Below are 19,895 nucleotides of genomic sequence, written 5' to 3' on the forward strand. Positions count from 1 at the left end.
CGGGGAGCGGGTCATGTTGATGAAATGGTCGTCTCTCTGAGGCACAATATGTAGGGGGCGACTATTTCATTAATAAAGTTATCGTACTGTTGAGGTGAATGGATAAACGGTGGTCATATATAAAAAATAATATGTAAGCTCTCTATTTAACATTATCTCTCACTCTATCCATTCTTGGGCTCTCCGTCTGACTCAACGCACCGTTTGTCACCTGTTTTTATATTACCTAATCTATTATTCTCGGGAGGATAGGGCGGCATATTTATACGTTATGCCATAAATATTAACTGAGTTTGATTTTATAGGTGTAGGGTTATGGATAATCCTATTGGTATAGCGATTTCGCAGCAGCAGCAGAATAAAAATATTCTCTGCCTAGCGACGGCGCAAGCGCTGGCCGGGGCGAATTCGGTGGTGTTTTATGCCACAGGGGCGATTGTCGGCCATCGGTTGGCACCCTATGACACGCTGTCGACGCTGCCGATCACGCTGTTTGTGACTGGTATGGCGGCCTGTATCTTACCCTTTGGCTATTTGGCTAAGCGACGTGGACGAAAAGCGGCGTTTATGGCAGGCACGGCCTTGGGAATGCTGGCTGGTCTGACGGCAGCGTTGGCCGTATTCATCGCCGCTTTTGAATTGTTTTGCTTGGCAGCGCTGATGGGGGGAGCCTATGCCGCGGTGAGCCTTTCATTTCGTTTTGCCGCTGCCGATGGCGTTGGGCCAGAGCGACGCGCGTTGGCGCTGTCGCTGGTTATGGCGGGTGGCGTAGCGGCAGGGGTTATCGGGCCTAGTCTGATCGGCGGATCCCTCGCGTTGTGGCCATCGTATCCGCTGGTCACTGCCTTTATCGCTCAGGCGCTGGCTGCCGTTGCTGCAGCACAGGTATTGCGTCGCGTGGTGATCCCTCCCGTCAGCGCGCAGACACCATCGATGTATCGATCTGTGCGCAGTATTGCCCGCCAGCCCGGACTCATGCGCACGATATTTTGGGCTGCGGTCTCCTATACGGTAATGAATTTTTTGATGACGGCTGCGCCGCTCTCTATGCATATGCACGGGCTTTCTCTGAACGCATCAACGCTCGGTATTCAGTGGCATGTGATCGCAATGTATGCCCCCGGATTTATTACCGGCAGGCTGATTAACCGCTTTGGCGCGGAGCTTATTGGTACGGCAGGGCTGGCGATCACGCTGTTGGCTATCCTGACGGGATTTTTAGGTCAGGAGGTCATGCACTATTGGCTGTTGCTGATCCTGTTAGGGATAGGCTGGAACCTAGGGTTTACCGGTGCCTCGGCCAACCTGCTCAACTATCATCGCCCGGAGGAGCGGATGCGGGTGCAGTCGCTGAATGACTTTATTATTTTTAGCCTGATGATCGTCGGCTCTTTCTTGTCCGGCGTGCTGCTGAACAGCGCTGGTTGGCATGCCGTATTATTGGGATCGCTGCTCCTGGTAAGCCTCGCGCTATGGGTGATGCTGGCTGGGATGCTGCATCACCACCGCACAGGCTGAGCAGACAGTGGTATATTGTCGCTGCAGCGAAACCGAGCCGTAGAAAGCCCATCGGACGAATGCGGCCGTATCTGCGATTGCTCGGCGTGTTTACCATGAGGCGCGGCAGTTTTTGCGCAGGGGCCCCGGCCATCGTTGCCCTGCAGACATTACTCATCAAAATCGGTGTAGAAGGTGTCGTTGTAGGAACACATGCTACAGTCGGCCAGGTTGCCGACGTTATGATTCTGTACTGCTGGGGTATGTGCGCAGCCGCTTAATATCAGTGTTGCAAGCAATAAGACAATATATCTCATGATGGACTCCTATTAACCCATTAGGTATTTCTAGCGTAAAATGCCCTGCTCATCGTGAGCATTTAAATTCCCTATATTATTTGTTGTCGATTATAGCGTGTGTTTTTTGTGCTGTCTCCCCTCTGTTTTAACGTAATGTGCGGCGCAAAATGTTAAAGCGATATGCAAAGAGGGTGCAATAAAAATAAAAAGGCGTTCTGTATTTCAGTACTTCATAATTTATTCACAAAGACTATTATTATAATGGAAAATGGAGAAACAATGGAGAAAGAGTAAGTGGGTTTTACTTTCATTTGTTTTTATTATTTGTCGTTGGTAGGCGTTCTGTTTTCCTGTTAGTAAAGTGAAGGTAGTTGGTTGCATCCTATTTGGGGAATGCTCTGATAATACGCTGAGCAAAGCAGGCTCATCATGGCATCATGGGTCGCACTCCGGTCTGGGTAGCATCCTCTGTCGATTGCATCGACGTACCGTCGAGAGCGTTGCTGGGTGCGTCTCGGCACGGACGAAAACAATCTCCGGACTCTGTGGTATCTCACAAAAGCGCTGTGAATCAATTCTGTCTATTCTTATCTGGCAGTATGCTGCAGTGTAGAGTAGTAGGGCGCTATAGCTCCGGGCGAGTGACCAGCAGGTACTGGTGAATGTGACTCGGGGATCGGTGCTGAAGATGACGCACTTTGAGAGTGAGCCAGGAGGGGGTTACGATGTACAAAAATATTTTGGTACCTGTCGATATTGAAGAGGATGTACTGACACAGAATGCGTTGGAGCATATGATTTATATGGCAAAGCTAACGGATGCCGCAGTGCATTTTCTGTATGTGCTGCCGGATGCCCAAGCGTTTGTCACCGCCTACTCATTTGGTATTAAAGAGTTTGAAAACAAGGCAGTTGCTAATGCGGAGGAGAAGCTGCTGACGTTGATCGAGAGTATCGACCTGCCGCGCGAGTGCATGTCATATACTATTCGCTTTGGTACGCCGCGTGATGAGGCGTTGCAGCAGGCAGAGGAGATGGGTGCCGATCTGATTGTGGTTGGCTCGCATCGTCCCAGTGTGAAGACCTATCTACTTGGCTCTAATGCAGCGGCGATTGTGCGCCATGCCAAGACCAATGTGCTGGTGATCCGCTGAGCAGCGGCGCGTCACGTATGTGCTTAAGGCACTGTGTCACCGTGCGTGATACGGTGCCTGGACGAGTGCGACCGCGCGCGAGGGAAAGCGGAGTACAGAATGACGCTGACGGTGCGGGTGAAATAGCATGATCAGCTAAAAAAATAATTATTGAGAGTAAATCTCTTCATCAGTTAGTTATTTTCCCGCCCATATGATTGATATATATGATTTTTTGAAAAGAGCATGCTGATGCATGGCGTTGCATTAGACCTGCGTCTGAACGATAATAAACACAGAGACACATAATATAATTTCAGGATATTGCTTTTTTTATATGGGTTATTTGAAATAATATTCTATCGTGTCATTTTTACATGGGGATCGTGCGCATCGGCCGTAGTACGGTATCGCGATGAGCATCACTAGATAACGGGCGTTGGCCGTTGTTCCTACGTAATAAAGGATTGTTGTCGGTATTTCGCTGACGATAATGTAGTAAAAACATTGTAGCACTAGACTGGCAAAGCAATGATTGCGCGGAGGCATCTCCGCGTTTTTTTTAGTTTTATATAAATCTTCGTTATTAAAAAATATGTTTTTTAGTAAAAAAAGTTCATTTTTTGATAGGAATGCTACGATTTATATAATTGCGTAAAGATAATGATACATTGATATTGTGCGAGCTGTATTGAAATCATGGTATGATTAGGTATTTTATTCTGACATTGGATGTCAGATTTAGACCTCTGTTTATGCCTTATTCAAGTGTTAGGACGTTAGAGTGTGATTTTGATAAGGCATTTTTACATTTATGTAGGATGTTCTGCTATGAAACTTTGCTGTGATGAATGTTGTGCGATAGTTTTAACAGAGAAAGATACGGATGTTAGATTTTGCGAAGGGGATATTGTTAAATTTACTGAAAATAATCTGATGCTAGTCTCCGTTGAAAATGATTCAATCGATTTTTCTACGCTGGACTCCTCCCTGATTCTCTATGTTTCCTGTGATCTAATAAAAGACTATCTGCATTTTTTAAAGAAAGATCTCACCCACTATACGCCGGTATCGCGTGGATTTCCGCCTTATATGATAGAGCCTTGTCGTACGCCCTATGTGTTCCGTGAGGCTGCCAGCCACTCGGTGATGCGGGAGACCAATGAGATAGAGTTTGAGCGTAAGCGCTCACTGACATTTGCCGCCTTATCCATTTTCCTTAATAATAGAAGCTTTATACCATTTTTAATGAGAATGGTTCGCAGTAATATAAGTTCGAATGTATATAATATGATTCAGAATGATATTCATAAGCCATGGAGCCTGACGGCGGTCGCCAGTTGCCTGTGTCTGAGCCCAAGCTCTTTAAAGAAAAAATTAAAAAATGAACAGACCAGCTACAGCAAAATCGTGACTGATTGCCGTATGCGCTATGCAGTGGAACAGTTGTTGATTTTTAATAAGAACATTTCTCAGGTATCGACGCTATGCGGTTATAGCAGTACCTCTTACTTTATTTCTGTATTCAAAGAGTATTATGGTGTGACTCCGTTGAACTATGTACACCGTTACCGCGATGGCGGCATACTGCCATAATTTTCCTGCCGTGCTATCCCTTTAGCATGATGCTGCCGACAAGGATGTCGTCCCTTTGCCTGTACCCTTCCTTTCCTTCATCCTTTCCTCGCTTCCATGAGGCGTTGTGATCGTGGCATGTTGGCCTCTGTGTATTCGATTTTTATTGCTAAAGTATTTTCGGGGGCTAAAAAGCCTGGACGCGATCGGGTATGGTAACCCTGCCTGTCCAGATGGTGAGCGTTCAAACGGGCTTGGCGTGTCGTCCGGTTTCTAGGGTATGTTTGGGAGAGAATGGGGTGATTGAGGTCGTTCTGGTCGATGAGCATGACGCCGTGCAGGGGCATATGGAGAAGCTGGCGGCGCACCGCCAGGGATGTTTGCACCGCGCGCTGTCTGTCTATATTTTTAATGCGCGCGGCGAGCTGCTGCTTCAGCGTCGCGCCGCTGATAAGTACCATGCCGGTGGGCAGTGGAGCAATACCTGCTGTAGTCATCCGCTGCCGGGCGAGGCTGTCGAGCGGGCAGCAGCGCGCCGACTGCAGGAGGAGATGGGGATGCTGTGCGATCTGACTCCAGGGCTGACGCTGTGCTATCGGTTGGATGTTGGAGGGGGATTGACGGAGCATGAATTTACCCACGTTTTTATCGGCCAGAGCGATCGGATGCCCCAGCTGAACCTGGCTGAGGCGGATGCCTTTGTATTCCGTGAGCCGACGGCGATCTTACTGCATATGGCTCAGCAACCAGATTACTATACGCCGTGGTTCCGAGCGTGCCTGACGCCGGTTTTGCAGCATATGGCGTATCCGTGCTGAACCTTGGCGGGGGGAACCAGTTCTGGTGTCTTTGTTCGCACTTTAAAAACTCACGCCGAGGCGAATAACATCATCCCCGGCTGCTCATGAAGATGTGGCGCTTATCTACGAACTCGATGAGCAATGAAGCTTTGTGGGCAGTAAAGCCCGGCAGCACTGGCTCTGGTACGCGTACAACACCAAAACAGGCGGTGTACTGGCCTACACTTTTGGTCCCAAAACCGATGAAAGCTGCCGGGAGCTACTGGTACTGATCACGCCATTCAACATTGGTATGATCACCAGCGACAACCGGAGCAGCGATGGCCGGGAGGTGCCGAAGGATAAACATCTGACCGGCAAAATACTCACCCAACGCATTGTGCGTAATAACCTGACGCTTCGCACCCACATTAAGCGGCTTGCCCGTAAAACAATCTGCTTCTCACGCTCGGTGAGATCCACGAAAAAGTCATCGGAGCTTTTATCGAAAAACACATGTTCTACTGATTGGATGCATCATCAAAAAATTTATAGCTATATCGTTTGACCATATTATTTTTAGGCTACTCGTGGCGACGTACTTTTCAGTATTTACTCTCGTCTGAGGCGCGCGTGAGGAGGGACATCCTATGACATATTTTTCCACGGCGCTTGATGGTAGGCTTGACGCAAGGTGGCATGCTGCATCGGGTGCACTGTCTTAATGATGAAATACTGGGCTGGAGGTTACGTGGAGCAGAAAATCGGGTTTATTGGCTGCGGTAACATGGGCAAGGCCATACTGGGGGGGCTGTTGGCCAGTCAGTTTGCGCGGCCGCAGGATATTCTGGTGTATAACCGTACCGCTGACAGCGTCAGGGCGATTGTCGATGAATATGGCGTTGGCGCGGCCGCCGGTGCACAGGCGTTGGCCGCCGCGGTGGATATCGTGGTGCTGGGTGTTAAACCCAGTGGAATGCGGGCGTTGCTGGAGGAGATTAAAGGGAGTCTGCGGGCTGAGACTATCGTCGTCTCTATTGCAGCCGGCGTGACGATCGAGACCCTCCAGGAAGGTCTGCCGGTGCAGCAGAAGGTGATTCGGGTGATGCCCAACACGCCCTCGCTGGTCAATGCCGGAATGTCATCTGTAACCCCGAACGGGCGGGTCAGCGCCGAAGAGTGTGCCCGGATCGTCGCCTTGTTCCGCAGCTTCGGACGGGCAGAGGTCGTGCCCGAGTCGCTGATCCATGCCGTGGTTGGGGTGAGTGGATCGTCACCGGCCTATGTGTTCATGTTTATTGAAGCGATGGCCGATGCGGTGGTTCGCGCCGGGATGCCCCGGGCTCAGGCCTATCAGTTTGCGGCCCAGGCGGTGATGGGAGCTGCAAAAATGGTGCTGGAAACCGGTACGCATCCGGCGGAGCTGAAGGATATGGTATGTTCGCCGGGCGGTACGACCATTGAGGCGGTGGCCGCGCTGGAGGAGAACGGCATGCGTGCGTCGGTGATCGAGGCTATCACCCGCTGTATCGCGAAGTCGGAGGCGATGAGCCGCCGCTGAGTAGGGCGGTATCTCTGGCGCTGCCGCGGCGGCGCCGGTTCCTTGCGCGGCAGCGCCGTCTATTCCATTTTCCCCCGTATATACGCTGCTGATTTGTTTTGTTGTGTGATCTGGCTCAAGTTTTCGTCCCTGTGGCCGATAAATCGAACGCTGACTTAAACAGTAAACCTGGCCAAGGGATGATCCCATCATGGCGCAGTATTATTTACAGGGAATAATTAATGAATCAACGAATTACAGTTCGTGGCGGACTGCTTGTCATCATCTTTGCCTATACCTTATTGCTATTCTTTATCAGCAGCATGGGCATTTATTTCTTAGGCCAGAGTAATCATTCGCTGGCGGTAGTAAACCAGATACAGGCAAGTGAGCTGGGGCCGCTTTCTACCGGGTTCAGTGCGACGCTGCGCGCCCGCTCTGCAGCAGCCATTGCAGCCCGTCAGCTGACGCTGGAACATATCGCTGATGCTGATAAAAGTCGCCGTACAGTGGAGACGTTACTGGCTGAGTCCAATGAAATCATGGCACAGTTCTCCGCGCTGAAAAAAGTTACTGTGGAAGGACAGCGTTTGAGTATCCGCCTGGAACAGAGCTATAACGCCTATATTCAGGATGGCCTGCAGCCGATGGTACAGGCATTGGCTGCGCGGAATCTGGATACCTACTATTCCCTGCTGGAGAATCAGGTTAACAACCATTCAACGGAGTACGACCGCGATCTGCGCGGATTTCGGAAGTTTGCTGATACGCTGGGGCACCAGGCGCTGGAAAAGGCGCAGCGGGACTACCAGCGAGCCATGATCCTGATCATCTCTGCCTGCGTACTGTTGCTGGCGGTCGGGGGCTTCTGCTGGTACGCCCTGCGCGGCATCATTCTGCGGCCGTTGGCTCAGCTGGATGAGCAGGTGGAGCATATCGCCGCCGGGGACTTGACCTGTCAGCTGGCGCTGAGCGGTCGCTCGGAGATAGCCCACCTGGGTCGACAGCTGGCACAGATGCAGCAGGCGTTGGCCGGGACGGTACGCCGGGTACGTGACGCCAGCGAACAGGTTGATGTCGGTGCCCGTGAGTTGCGCGCCGGTAACCGCGATCTGTCGCAGCGTACCGAAGAGCTGGCAGCGTCGTTGGAGGAGACAGCGGCCAGCATGGAGCAGTTGACGGCGACGGTGCGTCAGAACGCGGCCAATGCGGAGCAGGCTAATTTGCTGGCGAGCGGCGTTTCCGACAGCGCGAATCAGGGCGCGGGTATCGTTAATGAGGCGATCGTCGGCATGCGCAGCATTTCTCATAGTTCACAGAAGATCGCCGATATTATCAGCGTAATCGACGGGATTGCCTTCCAAACCAATATTCTGGCGCTCAATGCGGCGGTAGAAGCGGCGCGTGCCGGTGAGCAGGGGCGTGGTTTTGCCGTGGTGGCCGGTGAGGTTCGCAACCTGGCACAGCGCAGCGCCCAGTCAGCGAAAGAGATTAAGCTGCTGATCGAAGATTCGGTGCGTCAGGTGAGCGACGGCGAGCGACGCGTCAGCGCGGCGGCGGAAACCATGGCAAAAATTTCCAGCGAGGTGGTACGCGTGACGGCGCTGATGGCGGAGATCTCCGGTGCCTCTCAGGAGCAAACCCGCGGTATCGAGCAGGTAAACCAGGCTGTCGCTCAGATGGATCAGGTGGCACAGCAAAACGCGGCGCTGGTAGAAGAATCCACCGCGGCCACGGCGTCGCTGGAGGCACAAAGCGAGCAGCTGATACAGAGCATGGAGATCTTTAAGCTCGCCTGATCTGCGGGGGCGGTGAGGCGCCAGGGGCCCGCCATCACCGCCTACGATCGCCGCCTCGGTGCGCGCCGCAAGGTTGCTTGCCAGCCCTGTGAGGCGTGCGCCGGGGTTACACGGGTAGTGCGTGAGCCTTGGCCCACGGCGGCCCGTATTTCCTGCCTTGATGATGGGTTTCTGGCGCTGCGCCGTTACGGGACCCCTCCGAGTATGTGTATAATCCGAGCGCTATCGTTATCCGCCGGAGCCCGCCATGACCTACCGTATTGCCTTTATCGATGACCACTATATCGTGCGATCCGGCTTCGTACAGCTGTTGTCGCTGGAGAAGGATATGGCGGTGGTCGGTGAGTTCAGCTCGGCAGCAGAGGCGCGGGCCGGCCTGCCGGGGCTGGATGTGCAGGTCTGTATCTGTGATATCTCGATGCCTGATGAAAGCGGGTTGGATCTGCTGGCCGATCTGCCCTCCGGGCTGGCGGTGATCATGCTGTCGATGCACGACAGCGCGGCGCTGGTAGAGCTGGCGCTGGATCGCGGTGCGCGCGGTTTTCTGTCTAAGCGCTGCCGTCCTGAGGATCTGGCCAGCGCGGTACGCACTGTCGCACAGGGTGGTGTTTATCTGATGCCGGAGATTGCCCAGCAGCTGGCGCGTACCCGCATCGATCCCCTGACCCGCCGCGAGCGTGAGGTGGCGATGATGCTGGCCCAGGGGCTAGAGGTGCGGGAGGTGGCTGAACGTCTCGGTCTGTCGCCGAAAACCGTACACGTCCATCGTGCCAATCTGTTCATCAAGTTGGGGGTAAACAACAACGTTGAGCTGGCGCACCGCCTGTTGGGGCAGTGATGCAGCGTCTGATCTCCAGCATTGCCATCTTCTTTTGCTATACCATCGCCGGATTTTGCCTGTGGGCTATTGGTGCGGCACTGGTGACGGCGCCCGTCGATGCACTGCTGCTGTTTCCCTTCGGTCTACGGATGGGCATTCTGCTGCAGACGCCGCACCGCTACTGGCCCGGCATTCTGGTCGGCGACGTGGCTGTGCAGCTGTTTTTGAGCCATCAGCTGGGCGGCGGCAGCTGGCTGTGGGGAACTCTGGGGGGACTGCTACTGTGCATGGCCCTCGCCTGGGCGTCGGGAGAGTGGCTGCGGCGTCAGCAGCAGCAAGGGGCTGAATGGCGCTGGCCGCTGCAGCAGGGGGCGCTGGTGGCGCTGGCAGCGCTGCTCCAGGCGCTCTCCTGGTCGCTGGCGACCGGTACTATGCCGGGGCCACCGCTGCTGCTGGGGCTGTGCGGCGGATTGACGGTAGCACCGACCTGCCTGCTGATTTGGCACTATTTGGCGCAGCAGAGGTGGCTGCCGCTGACGCCGGGGATCCTGCATTGCCCGGTCAACCTGCGCCTGCGTCATATCGGTGGCTATCTGCTGCTGTTCGCGCTGAGCCTATGGCTGCAGCACCTGGCGCAGCACGCCGATTTGCGCCGCTTTGTCCTTTTCTGCCTGGCGATCCCCATCGTCTTCATGTCGTATCGCTATGGCTGGCAGGGGGCGCTGTTGGCCACGCTGCTGAACGGCGTGGTGTTGATCGCGACGGAGCCGCAGGGCGATGCCCCGCACCGCGATCTGCTGCTGTCGCTGTTGGCACAGAGCCTGACCGGGATGCTGCTGGGTGCCGGGATCGAGCGGCAGCGCGATCTGAACCGCCAGCTGAAGCAGCGTCTGGCGGAGAACCGCTCACTGGCCCGTTCGCTGGTCATGGCGCAGGAGGTGACCCGGCGGGAGATCGCCCGTGAGCTGCACGACGAGGTCGGGCAGACCATTACGGTGATCCGCACCCAGGCGGGCATTATTCGGCGGCTGAGCGATGAGCCGCGCCTGCTGGCCAGCGCCGAGGCCATCGAAAACCACGCTCTGCGGGTATATGACGGCGTACACGATCTGCTGGCGCAGCTATGGCCGGCATCGCTGAGCAATCTGCCGCTGTCGGCAGCGCTCTCGGCGCTGCTGCGCGATCTGGTACCGCCGGAGCAGGGTACCACGGCGCGACTAAGCTGGCATATCGACGACGCCGCGTTGGACGACACCCTGAAAATTACGTTGTACCGCCTGTGTCAGGAGGGGGTGACAAATGCCTGTCGCCACGCGCGGGCCAGCCATATAGAGGTACAGGGCTGGCAGGATACCGGAGGTCTGCTGCACGTGAATATCTGTGATGACGGCTGCGGGGTGGATACGCTCAGCCTGATGCCGGGGTATGGTCTGCGCGGCCTGCGAGAGCGGATCTGCGCCATGGGTGGGGAGCTGCACCTGGAGAGCCATCAGGGGACCCGACTGGTTGTGATCCTGCCCGCAGTTTTATCCGGTGAGGCGGGAAACTAGGAGATTTTCTTAGTGCCAGCGGGAGATTTGTATTAGTTATCCCGTGCGTGCGCGACGCACCATAGCGTCTACAACGATGAGTTTTCACGCACGAGGTATTTCCCCATGTGGTCTTTTCTGAAAAGCCGCACCGACGCACCCGAGATTCAGGATAGTGCCAAGGTTGATGCTGCCTATAAATATTGGCGCATCCAGCTGATGTGGGTCATGTATGTTGGCTACGCCGCTTTTTACTTTACCCGCAAAAGCTTCAACTTCATCATGCCGGAAATGATAAGTGATCTGGGGCTGAGCATGTCCGATATCGGCATCATGGGCACGCTGTTCTATATCACCTATGGCTGTTCCAAGTTTATCTCCGGGATGATCAGCGATCGTTCCAACCCACGCTATTTTATGGGGTTGGGGCTGATCATGACCGGTATTATCAATATCGTCTTCGGGATGAGTTCGTCGCTGCTGGTGCTGGGGGCGCTGTGGATGGTGAACGCCTTCTTCCAGGGCTGGGGCTGGCCGCCGTGCTCGAAGATCCTGACCAGCTGGTATTCACGCGCCGAACGCGGCAGCTGGTGGGCCATCTGGAATACTTCCCATAATGTCGGCGGCGCGCTGATCCCGCTGCTGGTCGGTTTTATCTCCCTGCACTTCAGCTGGCGCTATGGGATGATCATCCCCGGGATTATCGGGATTGTACTGGGGCTGCTGATGTGCTGGCGCCTGCGCGACAAGCCGGTCACGATGGGGTTGCCGAGCGTCGGAAAATGGCGTAATGACGCCCTTGAGCTGGTGCAGGAGTCCGAAGGCAAGGGGCTATCCAATAAAGAGATCATCAAGCGCTATGTGCTGACGAATAAGTACATCTGGCTGCTGGCAGTCTCTTATGTTCTGGTATATATCGTGCGTACCGCGATCAATGACTGGGGAAACCTGTACCTGACCCAGACCAAGGGCTACTCGCTGATGACTGCCAACTCGGCGCTGTCGCTATTTGAGGTGGGGGGCTTTATCGGGTCTCTGGTCGCCGGCTGGGGCTCAGACAGGTTGTTCCGCGGCAACCGTGGTCCCATGAACCTGATCTTCGCTATCGGGATCTTCCTCTCTGTGGCCGCGCTGTGGCTGATGCCGGGCGGCAGCTATGCGCTGCAGGCCGCCTGTTTCTTCTCTATCGGTTTCTTCATCTTTGGCCCGCAGATGCTGATCGGGATGGCCGCTGCCGAGTGTTCCCATAAGGATGCGGCTGGCGCGGCGACCGGTTTTGTCGGCCTGTTCGCCTATCTGGGAGCAGCGCTTTCCGGCTATCCGATCGCCCGGGTGATGGAAGTGTGGCACTGGAACGGCTTTTTCGTCGTGATTTCCGTAGCGGCCTGTCTGTCCGCGCTGTTTCTGCTGCCGTTCCTGCGTGCACAGAAAGACCGGGAGCAAAACGCCACCGGCGGTGCAGGTTAACGCTTGAGTTCGCTGTGTGTGGTTCGATAAAAAAAGCATGGCTTCGGCCATGCTTTTTGCTATCTGAAGGCGGTGAACTGTGGCTAAAATGCAGACAACGGGATGGAATTAGCGTCGGATGGCCGGTTTTCTCAACAAATGGCGGACGTAATGAGAAAATGGGGTTGACGGCGGGTGAGGCTAGCAGTAACATGCGCTCCGCATTCGGCGAGTAGCGCAGCCTGGTAGCGCAACACGTTCGGGACGTGTGGGTCGGAGGTTCGAATCCTCTCTCGCCGACCAAATTCCTGAAAAACCCAGCCTTTACGGCTGGGTTTTTTGCGTTATGACGGCTTTACAGCCACACGTAAAAAAGCCGCTTCCCTGTGGACGTTAAGGTGTTGACGACGGGTAGTGCTAGCAGTAACATGCGCCCCGCATTCGGCGAGTAGCGCAGCCTGGTAGCGCAACACGTTCGGGACGTGTGGGTCGGAGGTTCGAATCCTCTCTCGCCGACCAGCTTTCCTGAAAAGCCCAGCCTTTATGGCTGGGCTTTTTGCATTTTGGCCAAGGTGGCGTGCGTCGCCCTAGCTCTCTTGGCGGCGAATAAAGTTGACGCGGCGCGGTGCGGCGATGCGCTGGTAGTCGGCGCAGTTTAGGATCAGTGAGCGCTCCAGTGTACCGGCGTTAAAGGCCAGCTCCTCAAAGCGGGTAAACAGCAGCGGATCGGCGACCAACAGCAGGTCGGGATGCAAGCTGAAAGGGGGGATTGCGCCAAAAAGGCAATCAGTCAGTATGCTGACCTCTGCCGGACTTGCCAACGATGCGCGGGTACCACCGATGCCCTGCGCCAGCGCGTTGAGATCGGCCTGTTGATCGGCGGGCAGCACCGCCAGCACATGCTGTTTTACCCCATTCCCTTTGACGTGGCAGACCAGCGCCTTGGCGCCCTGGCCGAGTTGGGTACCGCGAATTTTGGCCACCTCTTCTGACTTCCCCGCGCTGGGGTGCTCAACGACGCGATAGCGCGCGCCCTGCTCGTCCAGTAGTCGCTGCAGTTGTTCAAATGTTGCCTGTGACACTGTATTTCTCCCGGTGATGATGACGTCTGCGATCATAGCGCTAAGGCGTGTCTGTGCATGAGGCCGTTTCCGCAAAATGGCTGCTTCGGTTCCTGTGGCCCCGGTTTCAAGTAGCGTTTTCCCCTGTTTTAATGGCATTTCCCCGGGTTATCTGTACATATATTAACCATTTGAGATGAATTTTTTCTCCAGCGGCGATAGGGCGATCGACTGGTAAAATTTTGTTACATAGTGGAATGCACGGCACAATTTTACCGTGGGCAGATTTCGACCTATTTGTGAGGTTTATTTATCCTTTTTTATACAAAAATATTGCCTATTTATTAGGCGATAAATTGCATTTCGTCATATTGACGTTAACCGGAACACTTGAGAGATTGGGGCGTATAAGGTGAAAACAGCGCTTCAGGATTGTGCATCTATTCGCTGATGGACTGCCCGATGAGTCGTTCCTCGCCGGGATATTGTCTACTCACCTTGGCCGTACAGGCCGTTGCCGGACGGATCGTACAGAAAAAAACAGATATCTGCCGGGTCACACAACATCACAGTATGGAGTTCAATGTTATGTCTTCCAATAATCACGCATCTACGGGTCGTGGCGCAGGCGCCGTCGCGCTGAAATGGGGTATCGGCCTGGTTGCGTTGGCAGTTGCCGGCAGTCTGCAGGCGAAAACCCTGGTGTACTGTTCTGAGGGATCACCGGAGGGGTTTAACCCGCAGCTGTTTACCTCCGGTACCACCTATGACGCCAGCTCGGTACCCATCTATAACCGTCTGATCGAGTTTAAGAACGGGAGCACGGAGCTCGTGCCCGGGCTGGCGGAGAGCTGGGAGGTGAGTCCCGATGGCAAGACCTATACCTTCCACCTGCGCAAGGGGGTGAAGTGGCAGGGCAGTAAGCTGTTTACGCCGACCCGTGACTTCAACGCCAATGACGTGGTGTTCTCCTTCGAACGCCAGCGCGATCCGAGCCACCCGTACCACAAGGTCTCCGGCGGCAGCTATGAGTACTTCCAGGGGATGGGGCTGCCGGAGCTGATATCCAGGGTCGAAAAGGTGGACGATAGCACGGTGCGTATCGAACTGAATCACCCGGAGTCGCCGTTCCTGGCGGATCTGGCGATGGACTTCGCGTCGATCCTGTCTGCCGAATATGCCGATGCCATGATGAAGGCAGGTACGCCGGAGAAGATCGATCTGGAGCCGCTGGGCACCGGTCCATTCCAATTGATGCAGTACCAGAAGGATTCGAAGATCCTCTATAAAGCCAATAAAGAGTATTGGGGTCCGCAGCCGAAGATCGACCGCCTGGTGTTCTCCATTACGCCGGATGCCTCGGTGCGCTATGCCAAGCTGCAGAAGAATGAGTGTCAGGTGATGCCGTATCCGAATCCGGCGGATCTGGCGCGCATGAAGCAGGATAAGAATATTACCCTGTTGGAGCAGCCAGGGCTTAACGTGGGCTACCTGTCGTTTAACGTCGATAAAAAGCCGCTGGATAACGTCAAGGTGCGCCAGGCGCTGACCATGGCGGTCAACAAACCGGCCATCATTGAGGCTGTCTATCAGAAGGCCGGGCAGTCAGCGAAAAACCTGATACCACCGACCATGTGGGGCTATAACGATGAGATTAAGGATTATCCGTACGATCCGGAGAAGGCCAAAGCGCTGCTGAAGGAGGCCGGGTTAGCGGATGGGTTCAGCATTGACCTGTGGGCGATGCCGGTACAACGTCCTTATAACCCCAACGCGCGCCGTATGGCCGAGATGATCCAGGCAGACTGGGACAAGATCGGCGTGAAAGCCAAGATTGTGACCTATGAGTGGGGAGAGTACCTCAAACGCGCCAAAGACGGCGAACATCAGGCGGTGATGATGGGCTGGACCGGCGATAACGGCGATCCGGACAACTTCTTCGCTACGCTGTTCAGCTGCGATGCGGCCAAGCAGGGCTCCAACTACTCCCGCTGGTGCTATCAGCCGTTTGAGGCGGTGATTCAGCCGGCGCGTGCCGAGGCGGACCAGGCCAAGCGCGCCGAGCTGTATCGCCAGGCCCAGGTGATTATGCATGGCCAGGCACCGGCGCTGATCATCGCCCACTCCACCGTCTATGAGCCGGTGCGTAAAGAGGTGAAGGGCTACGTGGTGGATCCGCTGGGCAAGCATCACTTCAATCAGGTCTCCCTGGAGTAATCCTGTCACCCCTTAAGGGTAAGGGGCTTCGTGAACCGTACCGCCGGCCGTGAGGTCAGGCGGTATCCGGGGTCAGGCGCAGCGCACTCTTGCGCGGCGAAGCGGGCCGACGGGTGAGTGCCGGCCAACTACAGAGAGTTCGGGCTATGCTGCAGTTTATTCTCCGGCGTTTGGGGCTGGTCACCCCAACGTTTATTGGTATTACGTTGCTGACATTCGCGTTTGTTCACATGATCCCCGGCGATCCGGTGATGATCATGGCGGGCGAGCGAGGGATCTCCGCGGAGCGTCATGCTCAAATCATGGCTGAGATGGGGCTGGATAAGCCGCTATACCAACAATACTTCATCTATATCGACGACGTGCTGCACGGCAACCTCGGTCAGTCCCTGAAAAGCCGGACCCCGGTATGGCAGGAGTTTGTGCCGCGCTTTCAGGCGACGCTGGAGCTGGGGATCTGCGCCATGCTGTTCGCGGTACTGCTGGGGATCCCTATCGGAGTTTTGGCTGCCGTCAAGCGGGGATCCGTCTTTGATCATACGGCGGTCGGCGTGGCGCTGACCGGCTACTCCATGCCGATTTTCTGGTGGGGCATGATGCTGATTATGCTGGTCTCGGTCAATCTGGATTTGACGCCGGTTTCCGGGCGTATCAGCGACACGGTATTTCTGGATGATAGCCACCCGTTGACCGGCTTTATGCTGATCGACACCCTGCTGTGGGGAGAGCCGGGGGACTTTAAGGATGCGGTAATGCACCTGATCCTGCCCTCTATTGTTCTGGGTACCATTCCGCTGGCGGTGATCGTGCGTATGACCCGTTCGGCGATGCTGGAGGTGCTGAGCGAGGACTATATCCGCACCGCCCGTGCCAAGGGGCTGAGCCGCCTGCGGGTGATCGTGGTGCATGCCCTGCGCAATGCGCTGCTGCCGGTGGTGACGGTGATCGGCCTGCAGGTCGGTACGCTGTTGGCCGGGGCTATCCTGACGGAGACTATCTTCTCTTGGCCGGGGCTGGGGCGCTGGCTGATCGATGGCCTGCAGCGCCGCGACTATCCGGTGGTGCAGGGTGGTGTTCTGCTGGTCGCCAGTATGATCATTCTGGTTAACCTGCTGGTCGACGTGCTGTACGGCATCGTTAACCCGCGTATCCGCCATAAACACTAGGAGGCCGCTGATGTCTGAACCAACAACGGCCGCGACGGCGACCACCCCATCCGGTGTCCCGGCCCCGCGGCCGATGACGCCGCTGCAGGAGTTCTGGCACTATTTTCGCCGCAATAAAGGCGCCGTCGCAGGGCTTATCTACGTAGCGATCGTGGTGGTGGTGGCGCTGGGGGCCAATATCATTGCGCCGCACCTGCCGCAGGAGCAGTTCCGCGATGCGTTGCTGCGTCCGCCGGTCTGGGAGGCCGACGGCAGCTGGCGCTTTATTCTGGGTACCGATGACGTGGGGCGCGACGTGCTGTCGCGGTTGATTTACGGCGCCCGTCTGTCGCTGCTGGTGGGCTGCCTGGTGGTTGCGCTGTCGCTGATCCTCGGGGTGGTGCTGGGGCTGCTGGCGGGCTACTTCGGCGGCGCGGTGGATGCGCTGGTCATGCGGGTGGTCGATATCATGCTGGCGCTGCCGAGTCTGCTGCTGGCGCTGGTGCTGGTGGCCATGTTCGGCCCCTCTATCGTCAATGCGTCGCTGGCGCTGACCTTTGTGGCGCTGCCACACTATGTCCGCCTTACGCGCGCCGCGATATTGGCGGAGGTGCATCGCGACTACGTGACCGCCTCCGGGGTGGCTGGCGCCGGTGCGCTGCGCCAGATGTTCGTCAATATCCTGCCCAACTGCCTGGCGCCGCTGATCGTGCAGGCGTCGCTGGGTTTTTCTAATGCGATCCTCGATATGGCCGCGCTGGGTTTCCTGGGAATGGGCGCCCAGCCGCCGACGCCGGAGTGGGGCACCATGCTGTCCGATGTGCTGCAGTTTGCCCAGAGCGCCTGGTGGGTGGTGACTTTTCCCGGACTGGCCATTCTGTTGACGGTACTGGCGTTTAATCTGATGGGCGACGGCCTGCGCGATGCGCTGGATCCGAAGTTGAAGCAGTAAGGAGAGGGACATGGCATTACTGGATGTAGATCAGCTATCGGTGCATTTTGGTAACGATAGTGCCCCTTTCCGTGCGGTTGACCGCATCAGCTACCAGGTTGAACAGGGAGAGGTGGTGGGGATTGTCGGTGAGTCCGGCTCCGGCAAATCGGTCAGCTCACTGGCCGTTATGGGGCTGATCGATTTTCCCGGGCGGGTGATGGCACAGCGGCTGAGCTTTAACGGCGCCGATCTGCAGCGTATCTCCGAGCGGGAGCGACGCCAGCTGGTGGGGGCCGAGGTGGCGATGATATTCCAAGACCCGATGACCAGCCTGAATCCCTGCTACACGGTGGGATTTCAGATTATGGAGGCGCTGAAGGTGCATCAGGGGGGCAACCGGCGTACCCGGCGCCAGCGTGCCATCGATCTGCTTACTCAGGTCGGCATTCCCGATCCCGCCTCGCGTCTGTCGGTCTATCCGCATCAGCTTTCCGGCGGTATGAGTCAGCGGATGATGATCGCCATGGCGATCGCCTGCCGTCCCAAGCTGCTGATTGCCGATGAGCCGACCACTGCGCTGGATGTGACCATTCAGGCGCAGATCATCGAACTGCTGCTGGCGCTGCAGCAGCGGGAAAATATGGCGCTGGTGCTGATCACCCATGACCTGGCGCTGGTGGCGGAGGCGGCACATAAGATCATCGTGATGTACGCCGGGCAGGTGGTGGAGTCCGGGCTGGCCGGCGAGATTTTCCACACGCCGCGTCACCCCTATACCCAGGCGCTGCTGCGGGCGCTGCCCGAGTTTGCGGTGGACGGCGAGCGTCTGGTGTCGCTGCCGGGGGTGGTACCGGGTAAGTACGATCGCCCGACGGGGTGCCTGCTCAATCCGCGCTGCCCCTATGCGACCGAGCAGTGCCGCCGCGAGGAGCCGTCGCTGCGCCGCCTGCACGGGCGGGCGGTGAAGTGCCACACCCCATTGGACGACGCCGGGAGGCCGACAGCATGAGTGAAGCCATATTACAGACGCCGTTACTGCAGGCGGTGGACCTGAAAAAGCATTATCCGGTCAAGAGCGGGCTGTTTTCCCAGGAAAGGCTGGTCAAGGCGCTGGATGGTGTCTCGTTCAGCCTGGAACGGGGGAAAACCTTGGCGGTGGTCGGGGAGTCAGGCTGCGGTAAGTCGACGCTGGGACGGCTGCTGACGATGATCGAAACGCCGAGCGCCGGCGAGCTCTATTATCGGGGCCAGGATCTGCTGCGGCCCGATGCGCAGGCGCAAAAGCTGCGCCGCCAGAAGCTCCAGATCGTGTTCCAGAACCCCTACGCCTCGCTGAACCCGCGCAAGAAGGTCGGTGCGATCCTTGAGGAGCCGCTGCGGATCAATACATCGCTGTCACGCGATCAGCGGCGCGAACGGGCGCTGGCGATGATGGCGCGGGTCGGCCTAAAGACCGAGCATTACGATCGCTATCCCCATATGTTTTCCGGCGGCCAGCGCCAGCGCATCGCCATTGCCCGCGGCCTGATGTTAAATCCGGACGTGGTGATCGCCGATGAGCCGGTGTCGGCGCTCGACGTGTCGGTGCGTGCCCAGGTGCTCAATCTGATGATGGATCTGCAGCGGGAGCTGGGGCTCTCCTATGTCTTTATCTCACACGATCTGTCGGTGGTGGAGCACATCGCCGATGAGGTGATGGTGATGTATCTGGGGCGCTGCGTCGAGAAGGGCAGCAAGGCGGCGGTGTTCGGCAATCCGCGTCACCCCTATACCCAGGCGCTGCTGTCGGCGACGCCGCGGCTGAACCCGCAGATGCGCCGCGAGCGGATTAAGCTGAGTGGGGAGCTGCCCAGCCCGCTCAATCCGCCGCCCGGATGTGCCTTTAATGCCCGCTGCCGCTGCGCCTTTGATACCTGTCGCCAGCTACAGCCGCCGCTGCGTCGCTATGACGATCAGATGATCGCCTGTTTTGCTGTGGCGCGTGAGGTGGAGGCATAGTTGCGCCGGCACAATCACTACCAATGATATGGCTTCCGGATTTCGCCAGATCGTCCAGGAGGGTGTTGAGCTGAGCGAGTAGATTTTGTCTCCGTGGTTTACAGTTGGCTTCCCGGTCGCTAT

The 19,895-nt window shown here is 56.5% G+C and carries 15 protein-coding genes, 2 tRNA genes and 1 pseudogene; 17 read left to right on the top strand and 1 reads right to left on the bottom strand.

The annotated features are described in order from the left end of the window. The first annotated feature begins 315 nt into the window (after positions 1 to 315). The 12 genes and pseudogenes from EIEH_RS08245 to EIEH_RS08300 all read left to right on the top strand — a co-directional run bounded on the left by EIEH_RS08245 (position 316) and on the right by EIEH_RS08300 (position 12,936). Positions 316 to 1,518 (top strand): MFS transporter, encoded by a 1,203-nt coding sequence (locus tag EIEH_RS08245; protein WP_015872940.1) that lies wholly within the window; start codon positions 316 to 318, stop codon positions 1,516 to 1,518. A 1,003-nt stretch (positions 1,519 to 2,521) separates the two neighbouring features. Further along, positions 2,522 to 2,950, top strand: a complete 429-nt coding sequence (locus tag EIEH_RS08250) for a universal stress protein (RefSeq protein WP_015872937.1) — start codon at positions 2,522 to 2,524, stop codon at positions 2,948 to 2,950. Positions 2,951 to 3,760: 810 nt separating this feature from the next. Further along, positions 3,761 to 4,525 carry an AraC family transcriptional regulator gene (locus EIEH_RS08255; RefSeq protein WP_015872935.1) on the top strand — a complete coding sequence of 255 codons (765 nt, stop codon included), beginning with the start codon at positions 3,761 to 3,763 and terminating at the stop codon, positions 4,523 to 4,525. 278 nt (positions 4,526 to 4,803) lie between these two features. Continuing rightward, positions 4,804 to 5,322 carry an isopentenyl-diphosphate Delta-isomerase gene (gene idi, locus EIEH_RS08260; RefSeq protein WP_015872934.1) on the top strand — a complete coding sequence of 173 codons (519 nt, stop codon included), beginning with the start codon at positions 4,804 to 4,806 and terminating at the stop codon, positions 5,320 to 5,322. A gap of 46 nt (positions 5,323 to 5,368) precedes the next feature. Then, positions 5,369 to 5,811, top strand: a pseudogene (locus tag EIEH_RS08265) (IS1 family transposase); the annotation flags it as partial. A 223-nt stretch (positions 5,812 to 6,034) separates the two neighbouring features. Then, a complete protein-coding gene (proC, locus tag EIEH_RS08270; RefSeq protein ID WP_015872932.1) occupies positions 6,035 to 6,844 on the top strand; it encodes a pyrroline-5-carboxylate reductase in 810 nt (269 codons plus the stop codon). Positions 6,845 to 7,065: 221 nt separating this feature from the next. Then, complete coding sequence (locus EIEH_RS08275) at positions 7,066 to 8,622, top strand: methyl-accepting chemotaxis protein (RefSeq protein ID WP_015872931.1); 1,557 nt, start codon at positions 7,066 to 7,068, stop codon at positions 8,620 to 8,622. A 247-nt stretch (positions 8,623 to 8,869) separates the two neighbouring features. After that, positions 8,870 to 9,460, top strand: a complete 591-nt coding sequence (uhpA, locus tag EIEH_RS08280) for a response regulator transcription factor UhpA (RefSeq protein WP_015872930.1) — start codon at positions 8,870 to 8,872, stop codon at positions 9,458 to 9,460. Beyond that, positions 9,460 to 10,992, top strand: coding sequence for a signal transduction histidine-protein kinase/phosphatase UhpB (gene uhpB, locus EIEH_RS08285; protein WP_015872929.1), 1,533 nt, complete (start codon positions 9,460 to 9,462; stop codon positions 10,990 to 10,992). The genes uhpA and uhpB overlap by 1 nt, the downstream gene beginning before the upstream one ends. A 105-nt stretch (positions 10,993 to 11,097) precedes the next feature. Then, on the top strand, positions 11,098 to 12,438 hold the full coding sequence (gene uhpC / locus EIEH_RS08290; RefSeq protein ID WP_015872928.1) for an MFS transporter: 1,341 nt from the start codon (positions 11,098 to 11,100) through the stop codon (positions 12,436 to 12,438). A gap of 205 nt (positions 12,439 to 12,643) precedes the next feature. Further along, positions 12,644 to 12,720: transfer RNA gene (locus tag EIEH_RS08295), tRNA-Pro, on the top strand. A gap of 139 nt (positions 12,721 to 12,859) precedes the next feature. Beyond that, positions 12,860 to 12,936 (top strand) — tRNA-Pro (locus EIEH_RS08300). Positions 12,937 to 13,004: 68 nt separating this feature from the next. Here the strand turns inward: EIEH_RS08300 and EIEH_RS08305 are convergent. Further along, positions 13,005 to 13,499 carry a YbaK/prolyl-tRNA synthetase associated domain-containing protein gene (locus tag EIEH_RS08305; RefSeq protein WP_015872927.1) on the bottom strand — a complete coding sequence of 165 codons (495 nt, stop codon included), beginning with the start codon at positions 13,497 to 13,499 and terminating at the stop codon, positions 13,005 to 13,007. A gap of 567 nt (positions 13,500 to 14,066) precedes the next feature. Between EIEH_RS08305 and dppA the strand changes: the two genes are divergently transcribed. The 5 genes from dppA (at position 14,067) to dppF (ending at position 19,772) form a co-directional block, all read left to right on the top strand. Continuing rightward, complete coding sequence (gene dppA, locus EIEH_RS08310) at positions 14,067 to 15,695, top strand: dipeptide ABC transporter periplasmic-binding protein DppA (RefSeq protein WP_015872926.1); 1,629 nt, start codon at positions 14,067 to 14,069, stop codon at positions 15,693 to 15,695. Positions 15,696 to 15,841: 146 nt separating this feature from the next. Next, complete coding sequence (gene dppB / locus EIEH_RS08315; RefSeq protein WP_015872925.1) at positions 15,842 to 16,861, top strand: dipeptide ABC transporter permease DppB; 1,020 nt, start codon at positions 15,842 to 15,844, stop codon at positions 16,859 to 16,861. 10 nt (positions 16,862 to 16,871) lie between these two features. After that, positions 16,872 to 17,792, top strand: coding sequence for a dipeptide ABC transporter permease DppC (dppC, locus tag EIEH_RS08320; protein WP_015872924.1), 921 nt, complete (start codon positions 16,872 to 16,874; stop codon positions 17,790 to 17,792). Positions 17,793 to 17,802: 10 nt separating this feature from the next. Beyond that, complete coding sequence (gene dppD / locus EIEH_RS08325; protein WP_015872923.1) at positions 17,803 to 18,783, top strand: dipeptide ABC transporter ATP-binding protein; 981 nt, start codon at positions 17,803 to 17,805, stop codon at positions 18,781 to 18,783. Next, positions 18,780 to 19,772, top strand: coding sequence for a dipeptide ABC transporter ATP-binding subunit DppF (dppF, locus tag EIEH_RS08330; RefSeq protein ID WP_015872922.1), 993 nt, complete (start codon positions 18,780 to 18,782; stop codon positions 19,770 to 19,772). The genes dppD and dppF overlap by 4 nt, the downstream gene beginning before the upstream one ends. The last annotated feature ends 123 nt before the right edge of the window (positions 19,773 to 19,895 follow it).

Origin of the sequence: Edwardsiella ictaluri ATCC 33202 (assembly GCF_000264785.1) — a bacterium.
In the GTDB taxonomy this organism is placed as follows: domain Bacteria; phylum Pseudomonadota; class Gammaproteobacteria; order Enterobacterales; family Enterobacteriaceae; genus Edwardsiella; species Edwardsiella ictaluri.